This window comes from Sorangium sp. So ce124 (genome assembly GCF_051525235.1).
In the GTDB taxonomy this organism is placed as follows: domain Bacteria; phylum Myxococcota_A; class Polyangia; order Polyangiales; family Polyangiaceae; genus Sorangium; species Sorangium atrum.
In genome coordinates this window covers 6,350,802-6,373,945 of the sequence record NZ_CP150312.1, presented here as the reverse complement: position 1 = coordinate 6,373,945, position 23,144 = coordinate 6,350,802, and the positions used below count along the sequence as shown (strand labels likewise).

The following is a 23,144-nucleotide window of genomic DNA, read 5'->3' as shown; positions in this document are numbered from 1 at the left end:
TCGGGGCTATCGCACGCGGCGTTCAGATCAGGGCGGCTCCCGGCGTCGCAGCAACGCGCGTGATCGGGCCAGCCCCCGACCTCACAGGGGGTGGTGTCGAAGCCAGGTCTCGAAGCTGGTGAGTGGAATGCCAAGCGCCCGTGCCGCCTCGGGCGTGGCCGGGCTGCCGTGGTGGTTCAGCCGCTCGTGCGGGCGCGCGATCGTGGGCATCAGACCCCGGGCGATGGCCTCGTCGGCCGTGAGCGACGGAGCTTCGATGGGAAGGTCGAGCGCACGGGCCAGGGCCCGGGCGATCTCGCGCATCGTCAACCGTTCGCTCGCGAGCTCGAGCTCCACGCCGTGGAACCGTGACGGCTCCTGGACAGCGGCTGCGGCCGCTGCCCCGATGTCCTGCACGGCGACCAGGGCCAGCTCCGTGTCAGGCGCGATCGTGGTGAGCAGGCGGTCCCCCGTGCCCCCCTCGAACATGATGGAAGGGCGGACGAAGTTCTCCATGAAGAAGGACGGCTTGATGAGGGTCCAGAAGCGGAATCCGGCGTTCTTCACCAGCTCTTCGGTGTACGCCTTGCTCTCCCAGTAGTTGCGGATATGACCGCGCTCGAGCTCCCAACCCGGCGCTCGCCGGTGGTGCGCGCCGGCTCCGGACACCGAGGTGTGGATGAACTGCGGCACGCCGACGGCCCGGGCTGCCTCGACGAGGTTCTTCCCCTGTACTCGCTCGGAGTCCGACTCGAGATCGGCCATGTTCGGGTGCTGCACGGAGAACACCGCCCGCGCTCCCTCGCAGGCGATGCGCAGCGAGCGGGGCTCGTCGAAGTCGCCCCGCACGAGGGCCGCGCCTCGAGCGCGCAACGCGATTGCAGGGGCCGCGCCAGGGTCACGAACGAGCGCACGCACGGGGACGCCTCGCTCGAGCAGCGCAGCGGCGACGGCCCCGCCTTGCCTGCCCGTGGCGCCGGTGACCAGCACGGGCCCGGTGGTCGCTTCGATGGACATGAGTTACCCTTTCTGAGGCGAATGAAGGCCTCGAATTACCCCCCAACCATGCGGCGCTCGAGCGGCTGCGACCAGCCGAGCGCGTCCACGTTGTTTGCGAAATCGTCCAGCCGGGGCCGCTCATGGACGCGTTGAGCGAACTCCTGTCCTCGGTTCGAGCCAGAACGGCGTCGTGGGCCTGCCTCGACGCGAAGGCGCCATGGGGCGTCGCGCTTCGAGGTAGGCCTTCGACCTTCTGCGTCCACCACGTGGTGAGCGGCACGGCCTGGGTCTCGGCCGACAACGACGGCCACGCGCTCGCCCTGGCGACCGGTGATGTCGCCGTGGTGCCGCACGGCAGGGCGCATTCGCTCCGTGATCGTGCCGATACGCCGGTGGTCGCTCTCGAAGCGCTGCCCGGGGTCCGCGCGGGCGGCGACGAGCGCGTGTGGCGCCTGGCCCTGGGCGGCGTGGGGACCGAGGCGAGGGTCACGTCGGCGCTCGTCGAGCTCGAGGATCCGTTCTCCGTCCCGATCGTGTCGTCGTTGCCGCCCGTGTTCCGGCTCGCGGGTGCGGGCGCGGGTCAGACGGCGCTCGTGGAGCACCTCCGTCTCCTCGCGCGCGAGATCGAGTCGAGGCCGTTCGGCTCCGATCTCGCGCTCGCCCGCATGGCAGACGTGCTGTTCATCCACGTGATGCGGGCATACGTCGAGACGCTGGGCAACGAGCCTTCGCACTCGTGTCGATCGCTCGAGCTGGTGAGCGCGCTGCGCGATCCGGGCGTGGCCATGGCCCTGGGCCTGATGAGCGGCCGACCGGAGCATCCGTGGACGGTCGCCTCGCTCGCCGAGCAGGTCGGGCTGTCGCGGTCCGCCTTCGCTGCGCGCTTCACGAGCCTCGTCGGCGAGCCGCCGCTCGGCTTCCTCACGCGGATGCGCATGCAGAGGGCGACGATGTTGCTGCGCGAAGGCGCGACGCTCGCGTTGACGTCTCAGCTCACCGGCTACGCGTCGGAGGCCTCGTTCAGCCACGCGTTCCGACAGTGGTCGGGCATGGCCCCAGGGGCCTACCGTCGCCAGCAGCACGCGCGCCAGAGCAACCCACCCGCTGAGCCAGGCGCCCGGCCCCGAGCCGGGGGAGGCCAGGATCCGCCAGCCCGACGAGCCGCAAGGGCGTGAGGCGCGGGTAGGCGAGAGGCGACGGCAGAGGTGATTCCCCGTGGACGAGTCGCGCGAGGACCGGCACGATGCCTCGCCATGGGACGAAGGAACGCGCACACCGCGGCGGTTCAGGACAAGGGGTGCGCCCCGGGCTCGACGCAGGCCAGCGAGGCGCCCGCCCTGCCGCTCGCCGCGGGCGTGATGGTCTGTCTCGGTGGTTGGGCGCGGAGGTGCAAGGTCCGATGCTGAAATGGCTGCTCGTCGGGCTCGTTGTGTTCCTGATCTACCGGTTCGCGATGAAGCGGCCGCGTTACGATCGACTGTTCTCGCCGGACCACCTGATCGAGCTCTCGCGCGGGGTCGGCCGCGCGAAGGAGACAGCGCTCAGGCGCGTCGGGGAGGGCCCGCCCGCGGACCCGTTCGCCGAGGGCAATGCGTTCATCACGTCTGCCGACATCGCCGTTGTGTATACAGTCGCCGAGGCCGGCAAGGACGGACGCGAGCACCACGTCTCGCTCTCGTTTCGCGGCGGCGCTCTCGCTCGTGCTGCCGCGGGGTTCCTTGCCGCGGCGCTCTGCCGATTGCTCGGCCTGGGGGAGATGCAGCGCGTGCTCGCGGTCTCGAACAGCGGCGTCTACCACCTGATCTTTCAGGTCTCCTCCGCGGACGAGGCAGGATTCGCAGCGCGATCCGTCCCGAAGCTCGACGATGCGTCTGCGCGGAGGCTCGTCGGCGTGGCCATGGAGGATCGGGGCCCGCTGCTCGCGCGCCTCGGCAAGCTCGACGTCAAGGTCCCGAAATGACGCTCTTGCTTCTCGACCTCTCCGCCGCGCGCTGACCGGCTGCGCCGTCAGTTGCCGTCGGATACACCCCGTGAAAACCCCTGGGCCTCGATCGCATCGAGCAGCGATGCCGTGGCGGGATGGGGGGCGACCAGGGAATCGACCAGGGTTCGGGCGCTGGTCCACTGCCCTGCGTTGACGAGGATCCTCTACTCGCAGTCGACGAACACGACGTCGTAGGCGATGGTCGCCGAGATTCCGGAGACGCTCACGGAGTAGGTGTTGCCGGCTTCAGGGTCCCAGCCGTTCGGCACGATGCGGATGGCGTTCGTGGAGCCGTAGCGCCCCTGGAGCGGCTCGACATCGACGGCCAGAGGGGCTCCGGCGCTCGTGATCGTCACCTCGGCGTTCTCGAGCTCGATGTCCTCGCTCTGGATCGACCAGCCGGTGTCGCTGAGCGTGCTCCAGCGGTCGCCGTACGCCTGAATCGGGAACACCCCGGGCGGAGGCCATGCCGTCCACTCCTTGCCTGCGCGCCCCGTCCCTCCGATGTTCTGCATGCAGGAGGCGCCGTTCTTACCGGTGGAGCCGAGGCCGATCGGACCGAGATCGTTCGCAAGGATGATGCGCCGGTGGCCGAAGGTCGTCTCGTTCCCGGGGTCGATCAGATAGCCCTGAACGCTCGCAACGCCTGGGCCGCTCGAGATGTTGCTCGTCCTCGCGCCGTCCGCGCCTGTCTTCGAGTAGCACTTCCAGCTCTCCGGCGGCTCGTGCGAGAGCGAGTTGTTCGCGTCCATCATGAGCGCGCAGGCCTGGGCCTGGGCGTCGCGGGTGGGCTCGGTCACGACCGGGGGCAAGTCTGCCAGCCAGCGGTACAGGTTGAAGAGCCGGAGCGCGTTCGCTCGACCCTCGGCAGAGATGTCTCCCGGGTCGCACTCGGGATCGAGCGAGCCGCTCCACGTGCCTTCGCTCATGTCGGCCGTGTCGGCGTTGAAGCGCGCGCAGGTGCCCTCCGGCGAGCGATCGCCCGTCTCGGGCGTCGACCCTCCCGAACCCCCCGATGCCGTGCCTGCCGAGCCGCCTTCCCCTGCGCCTGTGCTGACCGCTGACGAACCTCCCGTAGAGCTGCCGCCAGTTCCTTGGGCGCTCGAGGCGCCCGAGCCTGAACCCACGCTGCCGCTGCTCGCGGCCGCTCCACCCGTCCCGCCCGAACCGCCGGCTGGCGGTGAGCCGCCCGATGAACCTGCCGTGTCAGGATCGGTATCTTCGCTGCCGCAGGACGCGGCGGCCGCGACGAGGAGCGCCGTCGATGCGACGAGTCGAAAGCGAATGAAAGCCGTTTTCATGATGGAAGGAAATCTAAACATTCCGGAAACGTCAAGCCCCAAGGGCACGTTCCTCCAGATCAGCGCAGGCGCGGATCACACCTGCGGACGAACCACGGATGGCGCGGTAGATTGCTGAGCGAAGCTCGAATGGAGGGGCTCAGGAGCCTGGGAGGCCGAGGAGGAGCGCCGGCGCGCCGGGTGCGAGGCCACCCGGGCCGTACGCCGGCGCTGCACGCTCACGCAGCCGATCGGCGACGGCGGCGGGCCAGCGCGCCAAGCCCTGCCACGAGCAATCCGACGAGCGCGCCGCCGGGCAGCTGACCACTGGAGGCCACGTTGAAGCTGCACCCACCGTCGTCCGACGCGCTGTCGCCGCCTGTCGTGGTCGGATCGCTGTCTCCGGAAGAGGTGCTTCCACCCGCGTTGCTCGTCGAGCCGCCCGTGGTGGCTCCGCTGGTGCCTTGCGCCGCGCCTCCGGTGGTCGCTCCGCTGCTAGCAGTGCTGCCGCTCGCGTTGCCACCTGCGCCTGAAGTGGCGCCGTTTGCGCTGCCACCTTCGCCACCTGCGCCGGAGGCGCTGCTGCCTCCGCCCGACGCGTCGCTGCCTCCGGTGCCATCACCGCCGCCCGCGCCTTCTCCGGTGGACGGAGGGTCCATATCCAGCCCGAAGAAGCGCACGGCGTCGGCCCACAGGCCTCGCCCCGAGAGATCGTGCGGGGCGCCTTGCGCGGAGTTCGTCTCCAGGACGAGCGTCCCGGCAGCATTCGTGTAAGAGGTCCGACTCCAGGTGTCCGAGGAACCCTTGAAGCTGCTCGTCTTGCTGTCGGACTGACTCAGACCCAGGACGTTCGTCCACTGCGCGGTCTCGGCAGGAAAATTCGGATCGTAGTTGAGGGTGGTGTCAGCCGTTCCGTGCCAGAGCTGAATCCGAGGCCGTGCGCCCGTGAAGTTCGGGCTCGCCTTGCGCACGATGTCACCCCACTGGGCAGCGGTCCTGTTGGCAGGGGTCGTCCAGCCATAGGCGTTGCCTCCCGTCCAGGCGCCGGCGGGAACACCAGCCAGCACCGAACCCCCGGCGAACACGTCGGGGTAGGCAGCGAGGAGCGCGTTCGTCATGCAAGCGCCGGAGGACGCCCCCGCAGCGAAGACCCGGGTCGGATCGGCGTGGTGCTGTGTGATGGCGTACTGGACCATCTTGGTGATGGCCTCTCGCTCACCGCTGCGCGCGGGCGTTGCATCAAAGCAGTTGCCGCCTGCTTGCGGCGTGATGATGAGGAAGCCGTGCTGATCCGCCAGACCCTGGAACCAGCCATGAGCGTTTCCTGCGTTCCCGCTGCAGTAGTGCAGCGAGACCACGATCCCCGGCGAAGCGTCGACCTTGTCCGGGACGTAGAGGTCCATGGGCGTGTTCCCGCCGTAGTCGACCCGGGTCTGCCACGAAGCCGCCAGTGACGGCGAGATCGCGAGCAATACAGCTGCGAGGGAAGCGGCGGCGGGCGCGACGAATCGAAGAGTGGTGATCATTGGCTACCTCGCTATCGATATATTAATAACAGTCGACGAGTAGAACAGAGATCGCGACGGACCGAGCTCCGAACTGTCGCTTCCGATCCTGATGTGAATTGCCGCGGTGCGGCTTCGATGTGTGAGAGCATTTGTATCATATTTCAGGCAAGCCGAGGTGCGTAGTCGAGGCAAGCCACGATCGCTGGGCGAGGAGGTGTGTCGTTTCGTAACAATCGGTCGGGGTGTGTCGTTTCGTAACAATCGGTGGAAGGATATGGAAGGGCCTGTCAGCGCCGCGGCCATCGCTGAAGATCAGGTCGTCGTCGCTCTACTCCCGGCGGGTCGCAACGAGTCAGGGTTGAGCGATCGCGACAGGACAGCATGGGCCCATCCATGGCAGCGCTGCCCGGCCGAGGCCGGTGCAGTGGAAAATTGCATGGGCCTCTGACCATGGCGTGGCATAGTGGATGCCCTTCTGCTGCCCTGGCCTGCCATGTCGAGCCCCGACGAGACCACGATTGCCCCCGGGGATGTCCTCCTCGGCAAGTATCGCGTGGAGAGCGTCCTCGGACGGGGCGCCATGGGGCTCGTCGTCGCCGCGCGCCACCTCGCCCTCGACGAGCGCGTCGCGATCAAGGTGCTGTTGCCGAAGTACGTGCGGGATCCGGAGATCCTCCAGCGCTTTCTGAGGGAGGGGCGCGCCGCGGTGCGCGTTCGCAGCCAGCACGTCGTGCGCGTCGCCGACGTCGGCACGCTCGAGAGCGGCGCGCCGTACATGGTGATGGATCACCTCGAGGGGAGGGACCTCGCCGCCGTGCTCGCGGAGAGCGGGCGCCTCGCGGTGCCCGTTGCCGTCGAGCTCGTGCTCCAGGTCTGCGAGGCGCTCGCGGAGGCGCACGCGCAAGGAATCGTCCACCGGGACGTGAAGCCGAGCAACCTGTTCGTCACGCGGAACGCGGACGGTTCGCCGTGCGTCAAGGTGCTCGACTTCGGGATCTCCAAGATGACGCACGCGGAGGACCACGCGTTGACGCGGGTGGGGGGAGTGCTCGGCTCGCCCCTCTACATGTCCCCCGAGCAGCTCCGCTCCTCGAGCGACGTCGACGGCCGCGCGGACATCTATTCGCTGGGCGTCGTCCTCTTCGAGCTGCTCACGGGGCGGACGCCGTTCTTCGCGCAGGAGCTCGCGCAGCTTGTCTACCTGGTCACGCAGGGGGAGCCGCAGCGGCCGCGCGCCCTCCGCCCGGACCTCCCGGAGCCGCTGGAGCAGGTGATCCTCGCGGCGATCGCGCGCGATCGCGATCGCCGGTTCCCGACCGTCGCGGATCTCGCGCTCGCGCTCGTGCCGTTCGCCCCGCCGCACGCGCGCGCGGCGGCCGAGCGCCTCTTCGGCGCGCTGCGCGGCGCGCTCCCGGCCGGGACCCTGACGCCCGGCGCTCCTCGCGTGGCGCCGGCGGTCACGGCGGCCGGGGCGACCCTGCCCGCGGCGACCGTGCCCCTCGACGCGGGAGCGCTCACGATCGCGCCGCTCGGTACGACGAACCGCAAGCCAGCGTCGCGCGACAGGCGCGCCGCTTCGATCGCGATCGGGATCGGGCTTGCGGTCGTGAGCGGCGGCTTGCTCCTCTGGCGCCTGCCGGACCGGGCCCCGCGCGACATCGAGCGCGAGGCCGCGTCGGCGGCCGGCCCGCAGGGCGCGGCCCCGGAGCCGCGCGCCGCGCAGCCGAGCGCCGCGCCGGAGCCGCGCCCCGCGCAGTCGAGCGCCGCGCCGGAGGCTGCCGTCGAGCCTGCCGCCAGCGCCGCGCCGGACGCTGCCGTCGCCGCGGTCGCCGGCGCCGCGCCGTCCAGCGCCGCTCCCCGCGCGTCGGCCGAGGGGCCGCCGCCCGAGGGGCGCGCCACCGCCCCCGCCACGCAGAAGCCCGCGAGGCCGGGCGGCTCGGCGCAGCCGGCGAAGCGCGGCGCGCCGCAGGTGAAGCGGCCCTCCAGCGCCGACCCGTTCTCGCGCGATGTCTTCTGATACCTTCGCCGACACGATGACGCCGCCGCAGACGAAGAGCCGACCGAAGCGCGGGCGCGCCGCGCGCCTCTGCGCGATCGGCATCGGCCTGGCGGCGGCGATCGCGGGGGGGCGCGCGGCGAGGGCCGAGGACAAGGCGGGCGCCGTGGCGCTGTTCCGAGAGGCGGGCGCGCTCGTCGACGCTGGCCAGGCGTCGCGCGCCTGCCCGAAGTACGAGGAGAGCCTGCGCCTCTACGACAGCGTCAACACCCGCTATTTCCTCGCCGATTGCTACGAGCGCATCGGCAAGATGGCCTCCGCGTGGGCGCAGTTCCTCGAGGTCGCCGCGCGGGTGCACGCGAGCGGCGACCGCGTGAAGGAGGCGAAGGCGCGCGAGCGCGCGGCGGCCGTCCAGCCGAAGGTCTCCCGCCTCTCGGTGGTCGTCGAGGCCGCGAGCACGCCGGGCCTCGAGGTGAAGCGCGACGGCACGCCGGTCGGCCCCGGCCAGTGGGGCGTGCCCATGCCGGTCGACGCAGGGACCCACGTCATCCAGGCGAGCGCGCCCGGCAAGCGGGCCTGGACGGCGCAGGTCGAGGTGAAGCCGGGCGGCGTGACCTCGACCCTCGTCGTGCGCCCTCTGGAGGACGACCCTGCATCGAGGGACGCGGGCGGCGCGGGGGATGGGCGCCGCACGATCGCGCTCGTCACGGCAGGCGCAGGGGTCGTGGGTGTTGGCGTCGGGGCGGCGCTCGGCTTCGCGGCAAAGTCGAGGTTCGACGAGTCGCGCCCGTTCTGCAACGGCGACCGCTGCGATCGGCGCGGCATGGACATCCGCGGCAGCGCCGTGGCGCGCGCGAACGTCGCGACCGTGGTCTTCGGCGTCGGCCTCGCGGCCATCGCCGGCGGCGGCGTGCTGTGGCTCACGGCGAAGAGCTCGACCCAGGGCGTGTCGCTCGGGCTTTCGCCCGCGGTGGGCGGAGCGCTCGTACAAGGCAGCTTCTGATGCGCTTCCAGGTGCTCACGGTCGCCCTCTGCGCGTCGGTGGTGCTGAACGGGTGCGGCCTCGTCCTTGGCATCTCGCCCGGCGAGTACGACCCCGATCCGTTTGGCCTCGCTGGAGGGGCCGGGGGAGCTGGCGGCTCGGGCGAGGGGGTGGGCGCCGCCGGCGGCTCGGGCGGCTCGGGCGGCTCGGGCGGCTCGGGCGGCTCGGGCGGCTCGGGCGGCTCGGACGCGGAGCCCGAGCTCCCTGCCTGCACCGCGCTCCTCGACGACCTGGAGGACGGCGACGGCGCGATCCTCCGGTGCGCGGACCGCGTCGGCAGCTGGTACACGTACAACGACGGTACCCGGGGCGGCACGCAGACCCCTCTGCCCGGCCGCCCATTCGTACCGGTCTCGCCCGGTCACGGCCCGAGCGAGTACGCCGCTCACGTCGCGGGGAGCGGCTTCGTCTCGAGGGGGGCCGGCATGGGGTTCGATCTGAACCTCGCCCCAGGGGGGGCGAAGCTCACCTACGACGCTTCTGCCTACTCGGGCCTGACCTTCTGGGCCAAGGCGGCAGCGCCGACGCACATCTACGTGAACTTCCCCGACCGCAACACCGATCGCGAGGGCGGCGTGTGTGAAGGCACGGGCTGCGGCGACCACTTCGGTGAAGGGATCGACATCACGACCGAGTGGGCGCAGTACACGGTCATGTTCGATATCCTCAGCACGGACGGCTGGGGTGTGCCTGCGCCCCCGGCGTTCGACGCTGCGCACGCTTACTCGATCGAGTTCCACACGGCGAAGTCGACCGTGTTCGACATGCTCGTGGACGACATCGCGTTCGTCCCGTGACGGTGATCCGACTCGGCCGTTCCCAGGTAGGTTATCGCGCCTGACAAAGCCTCCCGTCGCCAGGCGGTCGAGGGCTCAGGGCATGAAGCCCGCCCCCCACCATCCCTCACCGTCGTGGTCGTGCCGGCGTCGCGTCACATCGCGGTGATCGCGATGTTGTCGACGAGGACCGGATCTCCGGTCGTGACGCGGATCTGCAGGTTGTTGTCGTCCGACGGCGGGGTGAACGACGTCGAGCAGGTGGTGCTCCAGGCGCTCGAGGGCGAGAAGCTCGTCCACATCACCTGGGCGCCGCCGCTCACGACGCGGAGCTCGGCCTGGGAAGACCCGCTCGCGGTGGTCCTGCGCGCGTCGAAGCAGATCTGGTACGGCCGCCCCGCGGCCAGCGCGAGCTGGCGGTTGCGCACCGGGTAGCCCGTCGCGCTCTGCGTCACGCGGACCGCCCAGTTGGGCGCGCCCGTCACCCGTCCGTCAGGGACAACCTGCGCCCGGCTCCCGTCGATGTCGTTGCGCCAGTTCGTGCGCTTGTCGAAGGTGTCGAAGTTCATGACGGCGGTGCTCTTCACCACGCTCGGCGCGGACACGAGGATGTCCGCGGTCCCGTACACGCCGAGCCCGAGCGTGAGCCCGTCGGAAGGGGCGTTCACCTCGAACGTGTGCATCTGCCAGCCCGAACCCACGGTGTTCGCCACGTACTCGCCCCCGACCCACGTCGCGCCGCTCTTCAGCCCGACCCACAGCGAGCTCGAGTACTGGCTCGCCTGCGTGTAGGTCATGAGCGTGATCCGGTAGCTGCCCGCGGCCAGGTTCAGCTTGCCGTGCGACAGCGCGTCGACGTAGCCCGCGCCGGCCGTGCGGTTGATGCGCGCCCACCGGTTCGCCAGGTCGAAGGTCGCGAGCGCGGTGAGGTCCCAGAGCGCGTTGCGGCGCTGGCTGTCGAAGCCGAGGTTGTACCAGTCGCGCCGGGCCTCGCCGCGCAGCCGCTCGAGATCGCGCTGGATGTCGAACTCCCAGTCGAGCTCCTTGTCCGCCCAGCCGTAGTAGTTGGCCGGGGTGAGGCCGAGGCTCGTGACGAGCGAGACGTTGACCGTGGGGCCCTGGGCCGCGGGGTCGAAGCTCGGGTTGATGTACCCCCAGTAGAGCAGATCGCGCATCGAGAGCGCGTTGCGGCCCCAGCACCCGGCGGAGCACGCCGTGGAGAGCGGGGCGATGATCATCTTGCCGTTCGCCGCGTTGAAATGGGGCGAGCCGCTCATGCCCCCTTCTCCCCAGACGTTCATCTCGACGCCGGTGTTCGGCGCCGAGGACGGGGTGAACCAGTGCCCCGCGCCGGTGACGCTCGTGACCTGGCCGTTCGCGAACATCCGCGTATCGAAGGGGAGGCTGCCGTTCTGCTGGTTGTTCGCCGAGATGCTGTAGATCTGCTGTCCGACGACGGGCGGCGACACGTCGAAATCGACGTAGCCATACTTGTCGCCCGGGTTCTCGCCGGCGGCGTTCGGCCAGCAGAAGAAGAGCACGCCGTCCGTGTCGTTGAACGTCTGCTCCATCGCGTCGCACGTGAAGGCCTCCGTGTCCGACGTGGCCGTGCTGCCGTTTCGGTACGTCCGGAAGGTGATGGTCGTCGGCCCGCCCCCGCAGTGGGCCGCGCTGAAGAAGACGTTCGGGCCGATCATCACGCCGTTGCAGTAGCCGCCCAGCGACGCCTCGGCGAACTGGCTCACCGCGATGTCCGGGTTCACGGTGTAGAGGCTTGCGGCGTTGACGATCCGCTGGTTCGGGCTGAGCGTCATCTCGGCGGCGAGCGCGCTCTCGGCCTCTCCGACCGGCTCATCGTCGAGCTCATCGACGCCGGCTGTCGCGGCGCAGCCGGTGGTGATCAGGATTCCGAGGAACGGTGCGGTGCGGAAGAGGTGCTTCGACATGATCGTCTCCATGGCTCCTGCGCTCTCGCGCGGCGCCGCGGCGCTGGTGGGCTGACACGCAGCGACGCGCCTGGGTCGCTGTGCGTTCGAGGCCCGGCCAAGCAATCGACGTACCGCCCGCGAACCGCGGAATTCGCGCTGCCTTTGGCGAGCTTGTCGCGCGGCCGTCGCACCGCGCCGCGCGGGTGTGGCCTGCGCGGCCACAGCTCGATCTGCAGCCCCAGCCCGAGGCATCGAGCACGACGACGGCGCCGCGACGCGGGCCGTCGAGAGCGTCAAAGAGACGAATTCACTGAGCCTGCACGTAGAGCGAGAACGGGAAATTGCCCTCCCCGCCGACGAAGGTCGCGTCGGGGACGTCGATCACGAATTCGTGCATGCCGGCGCTCGCGGCCCCCCACGGGACGATCCGGGTGTCGATCGCGTCGCCGGGGCACCAGTTGCTGAACGACTGCCACGCTGCGTCCGACCGCGGGGACCGCCCGTAGATGCCGTTGGCCTGGGTGTTGTACTTGCGAAACGGCTCGCACGACGTGCGCCCGGGCGTGTACTGCAAGGCCAGTTCGCCGTCGACGTACACGTAGTGCTCGCGGCGAATGTACTCCTCGCCGCCCTCGTTGGCGCCGTGATTCGACGTGATCAGCACGAGCTGTGCATTCTGTGTGTCTGCCGGTAGCTCGAAGCCGACGGTCTTGCGGGTCGTGCCGACCTTGTCGCTGGCGCCCGTGGCGTAGTTGTTGAAATCTTCGCTGATCGCCAGCGGCAACAGGACGCCGAAGTCCTGGGCCTCCTTCGTGCTGTCGGTGTACAACAGCAGCGATCCGAGCTGCGTGTCATTGCGACCGGCGCAGCCGGGGACCTCGTCGTTCGCGGCGTAAGGCACGCCGAAGATGCCCAGCTCGAACCAAAAATCATGATCGGCCAGGAGGTCGGCGTCCTTCAAGATCGGTACGAGGTTGCTGGCCTCCCATTCGTAGGGGACCGTCGCCGGCTGCTTGTTCATGTCCATGAACGGCGTGACGAACCGCGCGACCTCGATCCGGTCGACGTCGCCTGGAACGTAGGTCTGGGCACCCTTGTGGACCAGCGCCAGGTTGACCGAGCCGAGTCGGTCGTAGTTGTCGCACAGCGCTCCCACGACCACGCGGATCTTCAGGGTGGTTTGGACCTTGGCGAGCAGCTCGTCGGTCAACCTGGTCGCGACCAGCGAGTTGTTGTGGCGGATCACGCCGTCCGGGATCGGTTCGTCGACCGTCTCGGCGTAGCCGTCGTAGAACACGACGTTCTCAAGCACCGGGACCTCCTCGGGGTCCCGTGGCGGCACGCCGCCGCTGCCTCCACTGCCGCCGCTGCCATCGCTGCCGCCAGCGCCTGCGCTGGTCCCGGTCGCTCCGCTCGTGCTCCCAGTGCTCTCGGAGGTCCCGGTGACTCCGCCAGCGCCCACGTCAGAGGGCTGTGCATCCGTGCACGCGGCGAGCAGGGCCAACGGACAGAGGCATGGGATCGCGCGACGCAGCTTCATTCCTCGAATTTATCAGAGCGCCCGCTCGATGTCGCGCTGGAGCGGCGGACCCACCACGCCCAGGTGGGTAAGGCCCGACGGACGGAGTCGTGCACGTTTTCAGCGCCGATTCAAATCTACGCCAAAAGCTTCGAGATGCTCGTCACAGCGTCTGTCCCTCGAGGTGGACGTACCCGAGCGATGAGGTGCGCGGTCCCGCGTCGGCAGGACGATCGAAGGTGCCCAGCGCGGCCCCGACGAGGAGCGCGAGCGCCGCGGATCTCATGTCAGGATCTCGACATACCCGTCCGTTCCATGCACGCGGATGCGTTGTCCATCCCGGATCAACTTGGTCGCATTCTCCACGCCGACGACGGCCGGCAAGCCGTATTCCCGGGCGATCACCGCGCCATGGGTCATCAGGCCCCCCACCTCGGTCACGAGGCCCTTGATGGACACGAACAAGGGCGTCCAGCTGGGGTCGGTGAAGGGGGTGACCAGGATGTCCCCCGGATCCAGCTCCGCGTCGGCCATGTCCAGGAGGACGCGGGCTCGTCCCTCGACGACGCCGGAGGAGACCGCGAGGCCGACGATGGCTCCGGCGGGGAGATCGGCTCGTCTGTGCGCAGCTGCCACGACTTCCCCGTCGGACGTGATGACGAGCGGCGGCGACAGCTTCTTGTGGAGCTCGTGTTCCGCTCTCCGTTTGCCGACGAGCTGGTCGTCCAGCCGATGGGTGCGCACGACCTCGCGGAGCTCGTCGAACGTGAGGTAGTAGATGTCTTCGGCGTCGTGGATCACGCCGGCCTGCACGAGCCGCTCGGCTTCTTGCAGCAAGGCCTGCTTGTAAACGAAGTAGCGATTGACGAGGCCGTACTTCGGATACTCGCGATAGCCAATGAAGCTCCGGAGCCGGTCGATCATCCGCTGGGCCTCGCTGGCCTTCTGCTCCCCGTCCGGCAGCTGCCTCAGCCGGTCGAGCAGCGCTCGCGCTCGCTGCGAGGCCTCCTGCCGCCCCCGCTCGAACCTCCGCGCGCCGGCGCGAGGCTCGAAGTTCTTGATATTGCTCAGGATCAAGGGGACCAGGGTCGCTGGCTTCTCGCTCCAGCGGGCCCTCGTGATGTCGATTTCCCCCGCACATCGCATACCGTATTTGTCGAGGTAAGCCTGGATGGCTTCCCGGGCTTCCTTGCCGCCGTCGAGCTCGACCAGCTCATCCAGGAAGCCGTCGTGCTTCACGTTCTGCAGATGAGCGACAACGTCCGGATAAGGACGGATCACGTCGGCGACATCCAGCAACGCCAGGCCCATCTCCGACGTGATGTTGTTCGACACGGACTGGGAGAGCGTATCGGCGACGCTCTTCTCGCCGAGCCACGCCATCATCTTCTCGTTGATCCACGATGAAGCGTTCATGCCCGCCATGATCACGCCCATGCTCTGCGGACCGAACATGGCCACGCTCCGTCGCTGGATGTCCTCCTGGATGAAGTCGAACAACGCCGTTCCGGTCTTGGTCCGGATGTCGCGCTTCAGCTCCGCCAGCGCTGCCTGGGTGCGCTCGATCAGCTCCGCGACGATCGCCGGGTCGTCATCGACCTGCGCGTCGAAGCGCCCCGGCGCCTGCTTGCCCTGGCCGGGGCGCGAGCCCGTCGGCTCGTCGGGCAAGGGCTCGATGAAGTCTCCCCGCTCGATGAGCGTCGAGAGGGCGTCCCTGAGGGGCGGATGGGAGCGCCCCAGGAGATCCAGGAGGGCGTCCCGGCTGGCCGGTGAGGCCAGCTGCTTCGTGGGATCGACGAACAACCTGCCGCCCGCCGCGAGCATGCGGCCACCCGAGGTCAGCTGGAACAAGGACAGCCCCAGGGGCTTCATCGCGTCGGTCATCATCTGTTGATGGCCGACGGAGATGTAGACGTGGTTGCCTCGATCACCGGCTTCGGGGATGGGGTAAAGGGTCGTGATCGGCCGGCTCTGGACGATGTGGAGCTCCTCGTCGACCAGGCACCACTCGATGTCCTGGGGGTGGCCGAAATGCCCTTCGATCTGCCGGCCCAGGCGCTCGAGCCGCAGGATCTGCGCGTCCGTCAGCACCTGCCCGTCCTGCCGCTCGGGCTCGATCGCCCGCTCTTCGGTGCCGCCCTCCTCCAGGGCGCGCGTGGCCAGCGTCTTTCTGGCGATCGCCTTCTCGATGATCTGGCCGTTCCGCACCTTGTAGCGATCGGCGCTCGCCAGGCCGGCGACGAGGGCCTCCCCCAGGCCGAAGCCAGCCTCGATCGACGACACCTTCCGGTTCGAGGTGACGGGATCGGCCGTGAAGACGATCCCGGCCGCCTGCGGGAAGACCATCTTCTGCACCACCACCGCCATGTGGACCTTGCGGTGATCGAAGCCGTGCTGGATCCGGTAAATCACCGCCCGCTCGGTGAAGAGCGATGCCCAGCACCGGCGGACGTGCTGCAGGATCGCCTGCGTCCCGATGACGTTCAGGTACGTATCCTGCTGGCCCGCGAAGGAAGCCCCCGGCAGATCCTCCGCCGTCGCGCTGGACCGTACGGCGTAGGCGTCGCCCGCGCCAAGCCTCGAAAGAACCTGGGTGAGCGCCTCTTGCAGGTCCTCGGGGATGGCCGTCCCTTCGATGATCCGGCGCAGCTCGCCGCTGAGCTCCCGGATCCCGTCCCGGTCCTCCGCCGCGAGCAACGACAAACGATCGAGCAACCCGTCGATCGACGGCGCTCCTCCCATGATCCGCTGGAAGGCCTCGGTCGTGACGCAAAAGCCAGGGGGCACGCGGATCCCCTCGATCCTGGTGAGCTCCCCCAGGTTCGCGCCCTTGCCCCCGACCAACCTGGCCTTCGTTCGATCGACCTCCTGGAGACCAAGCACAAAGGTCCGCATCCGTTCACCTCCATCCGAGCGTCAGCAGCTCGTTCGCCTCGACGGATCGTCACGCCCCCTCCGCCGAAGCGCGCCACTATAACGCGAACCAGGATGGGCTCTACCGGACGAAACCCCTGGATGGCGACCTCTTCGGGTCGGGGGGAGGCATCCATGCTTCCGGCGGCTCGACGCGCGCAGTAGCATCGCCCCGGAGGAAACCCCTCGGATGCGCTGCACCCTCTGTCACCGCAGGATCGGTGTCGTCGCGGGGTGCCCCCTGCACGGCGGCACGGCCGCGAGCGCCGCGAAGGAAGAGCCCGGGGCGGGGGAGGTCGTGCCCCGGGTCCCGGGGTTCGATGGGCTCCGCCTCCTCGACGAGGGCGGCTTCGCCCGCGTGTTCGCGGCCTCGCGGCGCGAGGACGGCCTCGCGGTGGCGCTCAAGATCGCGCGCCATCGAGGCGATCCGCGGTTCTCGCGCGAGGCGGCGGCGCTCCGCCGGGTCGGTCCGCCCGCGGTGCCGCGGCTGCTCGGGGAGGGCGAGATGGAAGGAGGTTTTCCTTATCTCGTCCTCGAGCTCCTCGACGGCGAGACGCTGGCGCGATGGATGGAGGCGCTCCCCGGGGCGGGCGCCGTCGCGCCGGCGGAGGCCATGCGGCTCGTCGACGCGATCGGCGCCGCGGTCGACACGGTGCACGCGGCCGGCGTCGTCCACCGGGATCTGAAGCCGGAGAACGTGATGCTGCGGCGGATGGGGGGGCCGGACGTCGCTCTCCTCGATCTCGGGCTCGCGCGGCCGGGGGCGAACGGCGCGGTGGAGGAGGGGAGCGAGGTCACGCACACGGGGCTCCGGCTCGGCAGCGTGCTGTACATGGCCCCGGAGCAGTGCCTCGACGCGCGCGACGTCGACGGCCGCGCGGACCTGTACGCGCTCGGGATCGTCGCCTTCGAGCTGCTCACAGGGCGGCCGCCCTTCGCCGGGGACGCGTCCGCTGTCGTGCACGCGCACGTCTCCCAGCGCCCGCCCCGGCCGTCGGAGATCGCGCCCGTGCCCCGGGGCGCCGACGAGGTGCTGCTGCGCGCGCTGGCCAAGGCGCGCGAGGAGCGCTTCGGGTCGGCGCGCGCCTTCTGCGAGGCGCTGCGGGCGGCGCTCGCGGCCGCCACGGCCCCGTCGCCGCGCCATGCGGTCGATCCGGCGCTCGAGGGAGCCGCCTCGCCCCTCCAGGGCGCCGCGGCGAGCGGACGCGCCCCGCCGCGACGGAGCCCCGTCGCGCTCGTCGCGGTGCGCGGCAACGCGCCGATGGACCGCGTCGTCGGCGTCGCAGCCCCCTTCGGCGGGCGGCTCGCCAGGGTGCAGGACGGCCTCTACGTCATCGCCTTTCCCGGGCCGGCCCGCCTGCGCGCGCGCGCCGCTTTCCGGGCGGCCCAGCGGCTCGTCGCGTCGCTGGACGACGTGACCTCGGCGGCGGTGCACGTCGCCGAGCTCCACGCGCGCGAGGGCGCGGGCGGGATGGTGTTCGCCGGGGCCGCGCTCGGGCGGCCCGCCGACTTCTGGCCTCCCGGCGCGCCGGATCCGGTGGTGGTTACCCCCGAGGCCGCCGCCCTCCTCGACGAGGGCGCCGAGGCCGCCAAGGAGGGCGCCGAGGCCGCCCCGAGCGCGAGCTCCGCCGCGCTGGACACCCCGGCGCTCGCGCTGCCGCTCCGCGGGCGGGACGATCTCGTCGCCGAGGTCGTCGCGCACGCGCGCGGGGCGTTTCGCGACGGCGTGCCGCTCCTCTTCACGCTGCTCGGCGAGGTCGGCCACGGCAAGACGCGCCTCTGCGAGGCGGTGACAGCGGCGCTCTCCGCCGAGCCGGGCGCGCGCGCGATCGCGGTCGCGGCGAGGCCGCCCGACCTCGCCGAGCCGGCCGGGCTCGCCCGCGCGCTGCTCCGCGCCTGCCTCGGCGTCGACACCGGCGCGGCGGCGGACTCCCTCCGCGACGCCTGCGTCGCGCGGCTCGGCCCCGAGCTCGGCCTCGCCTCGTGGTCCGCCGTCGCGTTCGCGCTCGACGCCCTGCCCGAGACCGATCCCGCCGTCGCGGCCGTGCTCGCCGCGCCCGGCGCGCTCCGCCAGACGCTCGCCCGGGCCGCCGGCGAGGCGCTCCAGCGGCTCGCGCGGGAGCGCCCGCTCGCGCTGGTCGTCGACGACGCGCAGTGGAGCGACCAGGGCGGCCTCGACGCGATCGAGATCGCGACCCTCGCGGGCGCGCGCGCGCCGCTCGCCGTCATCGTGGCGGCGCACCCCGCGCTGGCCGCCGCGCGCCCGCTCCTCGGCGAGCGGGCGGCGCGGGCCCGGCAACGGACGCTCCCTCCGCTGGACGCCGACGCCGCGCGCGCGCTGCTCCTCGACCGGCTGCACCCGGTCGAGTTCGCGCCGGAGCCGGTCGTCGCGAGCCTGCTCGGCGCCGCGCAGGGGGTCCCGCTCTTCGTCGTCGACCTGGCCGCCGCGCTCCGGCAGGCGGGCGCCATCAGGAAGGCGCGCGGCGGCCCGGGGTGGTACCTCGCCGGCGACGAGATCGCGCGGGGCGAGGCCGCGCCGGTCATGAGCGGCCTCGCGCGGCGCGCGCTCGCCGGCTTGCCGCCGCCGCTCGCCGAGCTCGCGGAGGTGTGCGCCCTCGCGGGTGACGAGCTCGCGATCGACGAGATCGGGAGGCTCCTCGACGAGGCGGCGCGCGAGCGCGCGGTCGACGCGTGCGCGGAGCTCGACCCCGGCGTCGGCCTGTCGCGGCTCCTGCGCCGCGGATTGCTGCGCGCCGCGGACGGGGGGCGGCTCGCGTTCGCGCACCCGCTGCTCCGCCGGGCGATCGAGGCGGAGGTGCCCGCCGCGAAGCGGCGGCGGCTGCACGGGATCGCGCTCCGGGGGCTGCTCGCGGCGCCCAGGGAGGGCGGCGCGGCGCTCGCCAGGATCGCGCGCCACGCGGCGGCGGCGGGCGCGCACACCGAGGCGGCGGCGGCTTGCTTCGAGCTCGCCGAGGAGGCGCGGCGGCGGCACCTCTACGTCGACGCCGAGCGGCACTACACAGCGGCGCTCGCGGCGCTCGAGGAGACCGAGCGCGCGGGCGCGGCGCCTGCGGAGGCTGCGGCGGCGCTCCGAGGCCGCGTGAGCCGGGGCGCGGCCCTCGCGGGCCGGGGCAAGGTTCGTTACCGCATCCAGCGCTTCGACGACGCCGCGGACGACCTCCGCGGCGCGCGGGCCATCGCCGAGGCTTCCGGGGACGACGCCACGGTCGCCGATCTGCTCCTCGAAGAGGCGACCATCCTGGACTGGTGCGACGACTTCGCCGGCTCGCAGGCCCTCGTGGACCGCGCGGTGCGCCTCCTGGAGCGGCGCGCGGATCCCGGCCTCGACGTGCGCTGCGACGTGGCCCTCGGGCGCGGGCACTTCCGCCGGCAAGAGCTCGAGGACGCCATCGCGCGCCTCGCGCCCGCGGCGAGGCGCGCCGAGGCGCTCGGCGACCACGAGAGCCAGGTGATCGCCCTGCTGCTGCTCGCGCCCGCGCTGGTCTACGCCGGCCGGTTCGAGGAGGCCGAGGCTCGGTTCGACGAGATCATCGCGCGCTGCGAGCGCGTGGGCGACCGCCTGCACCTCGGCGGCGCCTACCAGAACCGGCTGACGATCCGGTTGATGCGCGAGGACCCGGAGGGCGCCGTGAACGACCTCAGGACCGCGGTCGCGCTGGCGCGCGAGCTCGGCAACGCGTACCTCGAGCGCGGCCCGGCCCATAACCTCGCCGAGCTGCTCTACTGGGGCGGCGAGCTCGCCGAGGCGCTGCCCCTCGCGCTCCGCGCCCTCGAGCTCCAGCAGCGGTTCTTCGAGGCGAGCGCCATGCCGGACTACGCGCTGCTCGTCGCGCGGATCCAGTGCGCGCGCGGCGAGCTCGCCGACGCGAGGCGCCACCTCGACTGGGTGCGGACCCGCTGCGATCTCGGCGCCGCCCCGCCGGTCACGCGGGTCCTGGTCCGCCTGTGCGCGCAGGTCGTGGAGGGCGCGGGCGCGCCGGCGGAGGCGTGGGCGGCGCTCGTCGCCGAGGTGCGGGAGGCCGCGCTCCTCAGCGAGCACATCGAGGTCCTCTGCTTCGCCGCGGCCGCCGCGCTGGAGAGCGGCAGGCGCGAGGACGCCCGCGGCTTCCTCGGAGAGGCGACGCAGAAGACCTGGGGAACACGGTTCTGGAAGGGGCGGCTCTCGCGCCTCTCGGCGCAGCTCGACGGGCACGAGCTCCCGTGAGCGGCCTCCCGACACCCTCTGTCGCCGCCCAGGCGACAGGCCCCCGCCGGCTGTCGCGGCGCGCGCCACATCGCGCCCGGCCCACGGAGAGGAAAGCGCGCGTTTCCGGGGCCGAACGGCGTGGCGCGAGGCGTGCTTTGACGTGGACGTGCAGCTGACGTGTCCAAGACCTGCGTTAGACGTGCTTCCGACTCGATGACCGGAAAGGGGCAACGATGAATCGACGAACGGCTTGTCTCGGAGTGGCCACCCTGTCGCTGACCGCGGGCATCGTGCTCGCGGCCGGCGCCACGAGCGCGAACAGCGCGGTCCCCGTGCCGCTCATGGTGATCGCCAACCACCTGACGCTCGACCACCTGGGCCACAACCTGCTGACGACCAACCGGCAGAGCCTCCTGGCGCTCGACCGCAATCCGCTGACGACCGCGTCGTTCGCCGCCGGCCCCCTCCATGACGCCCTGCTCGACCCCTGGGCGCGCGATGTGATGAAGGATCTCGTCGAGTGTGCCCTCACCACGAAACAGCGCGTCGAGTGGACCCCGCCGGCGTACGAGGGAGCATGGGCCCCGACGGCGGAGGAGCGCGCTGCGCGCGCGCAGCCCGACAGCCCTCTCTCTTATTCCGGATCCATGGGGCTCTGCCCTGCGTGGGCTGATCCGCTGTGGCCCGAGCGGGACAAGGCGCATAACGCCATGAGGGCGAGCTGCCAGGAGCTGGTCTCGGCCTGCCTGCTCGCCAAGAACAACGCCTTCGGCGTGCGGGTCAATATCTCGGCTCGCGGACGTGTGCCCTCGGACAAGCCAGGGACGACCAGGATGCTCCAGGTGGATGCGGCGGAGAAGACGAATTATCCCTGGCGGGAGGGCGCTTTCTTCGGCAACCTCTTCAATGCGAGCGCGCTCAACACCGATTTCGAGGTCACGCTGGTCGCGGGCAAGATCGTCCGACCGAGCCTGACCACAGCGCACCTCGACGATATGATCTACAAGGAGGCGTTCGTCTGTCATCCGCAAGAGCACGCCGCGGGCCCGCAATACGACGACACCATTTACATGCAGCGGCGCGTGTGTGCCAGATCCACGGGGGGAGGTCAGCCGGGGTGCCTCGCGAAGCATGTCGGCGCGTGCCAGAGCTACGCGGCTAGCGTGCCCGGGGCTGCAGAGATGGGGCGCGCAAACGTCTGCGAGGGAGCGCCGGTCGACGGGACGTACACGGGCCCCTGCACCGGCGAAGCCGGCGACGCCAGGCGGTGGATGAACCCCGTGACCGTGTACCTGCGCCAGCCGTGTGATGTCTTCGGCCCCAAGGGATGCCAGGAGCTCAACGAGAGCGGCTCGGGCCCGGTCGCCGTTCGCTGGCCGCCCGTCATCGCCAGGCAGCCGCCGGATCCCATCATTCGCGTCCCCAAGGGGGACCCTCCTCCCACGGATGGTCTTCCCGCCCAGCGCAAGGCCGTTCCGACGCAGCTCAGCGGGCCGACGAAGCCGTGAGATTGCCGTCCGGCGGTCGCCCGGCCGGAGCCGCGCTCGGATGCGCCACCGTGGGGCTTGCGCTCTCGGGCCAGCTGCTGCGATCTCGGCGATGCAGTGACCGCACCGACCCGATCCCTCGACCCCGCCTCCACCCTCCTCGACGAGGAGCCGGGCGCGCCCGACGACCTCGCTCCCGGCACCCTCGCCGGGGAATTCCTTGTGGAGGCGGCGCGGAGCCACGGGGGCTTCGCCGTGGTCTACCTGGCCACGCAGATCGGGACGGGCCGGCCCGTCGCGCTCAAGGTCCTGCGGCGCCGGCTCGCCGCAAGTACGCGTATCCTTGAGCGATTTCAGCAAGAGGCCGCGGCCCTCCGGGGCCTCGCGCACCCGCACATCGTGGCGAGCGTCGGCGTGGGCGACCTGCCGGACGGCAGGCCCTACATCGCGATGGAATGGATCGAGGGCCGCACGCTGAAGCAGGAGCTCCGCGCGCGCGGCGCGTTCTCGGCCGCGGAGGCGCTCGCCGTGCTCGAGGAGGTCGGCGGCGCGCTCTCCGCCGCGCACGCGCTGGGCATCGTCCACCGCGACGTCAAGGCGCAGAACGTCATGGCGATCCCGAGGGACGGGTGGTTCACGACGCGGCTCGTCGACTTCGGGATCGCCAAGCTGCTGGAGCCCGAGCGGCTCGGCCGTGAACCGATCTTCACGCAGAGCAGCGTGCTCGGGACGCCAGGCAGCATGGCCCCCGAGCAGATCGCCGGCCGCCCCGTCGACGCGCGGACAGACGTCTACGCGCTCGGCCTCTTGCTCTACGAGCTGCTCACCGGGCAGCCCGCGTTCCACGCCGACAACATCGTCGAGCTCGAGGAGCTCCAGCTCTTCGCGCCGCCGCCCCGGGCGGGCGATCTCGTGACCGTGCCGCGGGCCTTCGACGCTGCGATCGCGCGCTGCCTCGAGAAGTCGCCGGACGCGCGCTACCCGGGCGTCGCCGAGCTCCTCGCGGATCTCCGCGCGGCGCTGCTCGCCGCGAGGGACGAGGCCCGCGTCTGCCCGGCGGCGGCGCTGCACGTCGCGGTGCAGATCGAGGGAGAGGAAGAGCTCGACGAGGCGGCCTTCGACGACGCCGAGGCGGTGCTCGCGGCGGCGCGGCGCGCCGTGGCCGGGGCGGGCCTGGTCACGCTGGTCGACGGCGGCGGGGTGCTGGTCGGCGCGACGACGCTCCCCGGCGATCCGGAGGGCAGCCGCGCCGCCCGGGCCCGGCTGGTCGGGGCGGTGCGCGCGCTCGATGCGACCCTCGCGTCGCGGCCGCGGCCGAGCCCTGCGGTCCAGGTCGCGCTGGTGCTGCACGCCGCGCCGGCGACGGTCACGGGCCCGGACGGGCGGGAGCGGGTCGCGGGGGGAGAGCTCTTGCGCCTCAATGAATGGACGGCAGGGCATCCCCGACGCGGCCTCGTCATCACGAGAGCCGTGCGCGCGGGGGTCGACGAGGGCTAGCCGGCTGCGTGAGGGCGCCTGTTTGAGAT

General features: G+C 71.3%; 17 protein-coding genes. 10 read left to right on the top strand and 7 right to left on the bottom strand.

All coding sequences use genetic code 11. The features are described from left to right. Positions 1-81 precede the first annotated feature (81 nt). Positions 82-990 (bottom strand): NmrA/HSCARG family protein, encoded by a 909-nt coding sequence (locus WMF19_RS23830; RefSeq protein WP_437901664.1) that lies wholly within the window; start codon positions 988-990, stop codon positions 82-84. A 128-nt stretch (positions 991-1,118) separates the two neighbouring features. Here WMF19_RS23830 and WMF19_RS23825 point away from each other — a divergent pair, with 128 nt between their 5' ends. From WMF19_RS23825 to WMF19_RS23815, 3 genes are all read left to right on the top strand, one after another. Beyond that, on the top strand, positions 1,119-2,153 hold the full coding sequence (locus tag WMF19_RS23825; protein ID WP_437901197.1) for an AraC family transcriptional regulator: 1,035 nt from the start codon (positions 1,119-1,121) through the stop codon (positions 2,151-2,153). 78 nt (positions 2,154-2,231) lie between these two features. Beyond that, the gene (locus tag WMF19_RS23820) at positions 2,232-2,384 is read left to right on the top strand and encodes a hypothetical protein (protein ID WP_437901195.1); all 153 of its coding nucleotides are present in this window, start codon (positions 2,232-2,234) and stop codon (positions 2,382-2,384) included. Next, positions 2,378-2,938, top strand: a complete 561-nt coding sequence (locus WMF19_RS23815; protein WP_437901193.1) for a hypothetical protein — start codon at positions 2,378-2,380, stop codon at positions 2,936-2,938. The genes WMF19_RS23820 and WMF19_RS23815 overlap by 7 nt, the downstream gene beginning before the upstream one ends. A gap of 188 nt (positions 2,939-3,126) precedes the next feature. Here WMF19_RS23815 and WMF19_RS23810 read toward each other — a convergent pair whose 3' ends face one another. Continuing rightward, positions 3,127-3,891, bottom strand: a complete 765-nt coding sequence (locus WMF19_RS23810; RefSeq protein WP_437901191.1) for a CAP domain-containing protein — start codon at positions 3,889-3,891, stop codon at positions 3,127-3,129. Between WMF19_RS23810 and WMF19_RS23805 the strand changes: the two genes are divergently transcribed. Then, positions 3,836-4,381: an RCC1-like domain-containing protein gene (locus WMF19_RS23805; protein ID WP_437901190.1), complete on the top strand. Its 546-nt coding sequence runs from the start codon at positions 3,836-3,838 to the stop codon at positions 4,379-4,381. The two genes, WMF19_RS23810 and WMF19_RS23805, sit on opposite strands and share 56 nt — an antisense overlap. Before the next feature lie 100 nt (positions 4,382-4,481). Here WMF19_RS23805 and WMF19_RS23800 read toward each other — a convergent pair whose 3' ends face one another. Further along, entirely contained in the window at positions 4,482-5,768 is a 1,287-nt protein-coding gene (locus tag WMF19_RS23800) for an extracellular catalytic domain type 1 short-chain-length polyhydroxyalkanoate depolymerase (RefSeq protein WP_437901188.1), read from the bottom strand. 445 nt (positions 5,769-6,213) lie between these two features. Between WMF19_RS23800 and WMF19_RS23795 the strand changes: the two genes are divergently transcribed. The 3 genes from WMF19_RS23795 to WMF19_RS23785 are packed head-to-tail and all read left to right on the top strand — an operon-like array spanning position 6,214 to position 9,585. After that, positions 6,214-7,767 carry a protein kinase domain-containing protein gene (locus WMF19_RS23795; protein WP_437901187.1) on the top strand — a complete coding sequence of 518 codons (1,554 nt, stop codon included), beginning with the start codon at positions 6,214-6,216 and terminating at the stop codon, positions 7,765-7,767. Next, on the top strand, positions 7,757-8,749 hold the full coding sequence (locus tag WMF19_RS23790) for a hypothetical protein (RefSeq protein WP_437901185.1): 993 nt from the start codon (positions 7,757-7,759) through the stop codon (positions 8,747-8,749). The genes WMF19_RS23795 and WMF19_RS23790 overlap by 11 nt, the downstream gene beginning before the upstream one ends. Next, complete coding sequence (locus WMF19_RS23785) at positions 8,749-9,585, top strand: hypothetical protein (protein ID WP_437901184.1); 837 nt, start codon at positions 8,749-8,751, stop codon at positions 9,583-9,585. Before WMF19_RS23790 ends, WMF19_RS23785 begins: the two co-directional genes overlap by 1 nt. A 134-nt stretch (positions 9,586-9,719) precedes the next feature. On the opposite strand, the gene WMF19_RS23780 is transcribed toward WMF19_RS23785, so the two are convergent. The 4 genes from WMF19_RS23780 to rph all read right to left on the bottom strand — a co-directional run bounded on the left by WMF19_RS23780 (position 9,720) and on the right by rph (position 15,906). Beyond that, positions 9,720-11,510, bottom strand: coding sequence for a trypsin-like serine peptidase (locus WMF19_RS23780; RefSeq protein WP_437901183.1), 1,791 nt, complete (start codon positions 11,508-11,510; stop codon positions 9,720-9,722). Positions 11,511-11,799: 289 nt separating this feature from the next. Then, positions 11,800-12,804, bottom strand: coding sequence for a peptide-N-glycosidase F-related protein (locus tag WMF19_RS23775; protein ID WP_437901182.1), 1,005 nt, complete (start codon positions 12,802-12,804; stop codon positions 11,800-11,802). A gap of 370 nt (positions 12,805-13,174) precedes the next feature. Further along, on the bottom strand, positions 13,175-13,297 hold the full coding sequence (locus WMF19_RS23770) for a hypothetical protein (RefSeq protein ID WP_437901181.1): 123 nt from the start codon (positions 13,295-13,297) through the stop codon (positions 13,175-13,177). Next, entirely contained in the window at positions 13,294-15,906 is a 2,613-nt protein-coding gene (rph, locus tag WMF19_RS23765) for a rifamycin-inactivating phosphotransferase (protein WP_437901180.1), read from the bottom strand. The genes WMF19_RS23770 and rph overlap by 4 nt, the downstream gene beginning before the upstream one ends. A 208-nt stretch (positions 15,907-16,114) precedes the next feature. Here rph and WMF19_RS23760 point away from each other — a divergent pair, with 208 nt between their 5' ends. The 3 genes from WMF19_RS23760 (at position 16,115) to WMF19_RS23750 (ending at position 23,115) form a co-directional block, all read left to right on the top strand. Next, the gene (locus tag WMF19_RS23760) at positions 16,115-20,149 is read left to right on the top strand and encodes a protein kinase domain-containing protein (RefSeq protein ID WP_437901177.1); all 4,035 of its coding nucleotides are present in this window, start codon (positions 16,115-16,117) and stop codon (positions 20,147-20,149) included. A gap of 215 nt (positions 20,150-20,364) precedes the next feature. Continuing rightward, the gene (locus WMF19_RS23755) at positions 20,365-21,639 is read left to right on the top strand and encodes a hypothetical protein (protein ID WP_437901176.1); all 1,275 of its coding nucleotides are present in this window, start codon (positions 20,365-20,367) and stop codon (positions 21,637-21,639) included. A 96-nt stretch (positions 21,640-21,735) separates the two neighbouring features. After that, complete coding sequence (locus tag WMF19_RS23750) at positions 21,736-23,115, top strand: serine/threonine-protein kinase (RefSeq protein ID WP_437901175.1); 1,380 nt, start codon at positions 21,736-21,738, stop codon at positions 23,113-23,115. Positions 23,116-23,144: the final 29 nt, after the last annotated feature.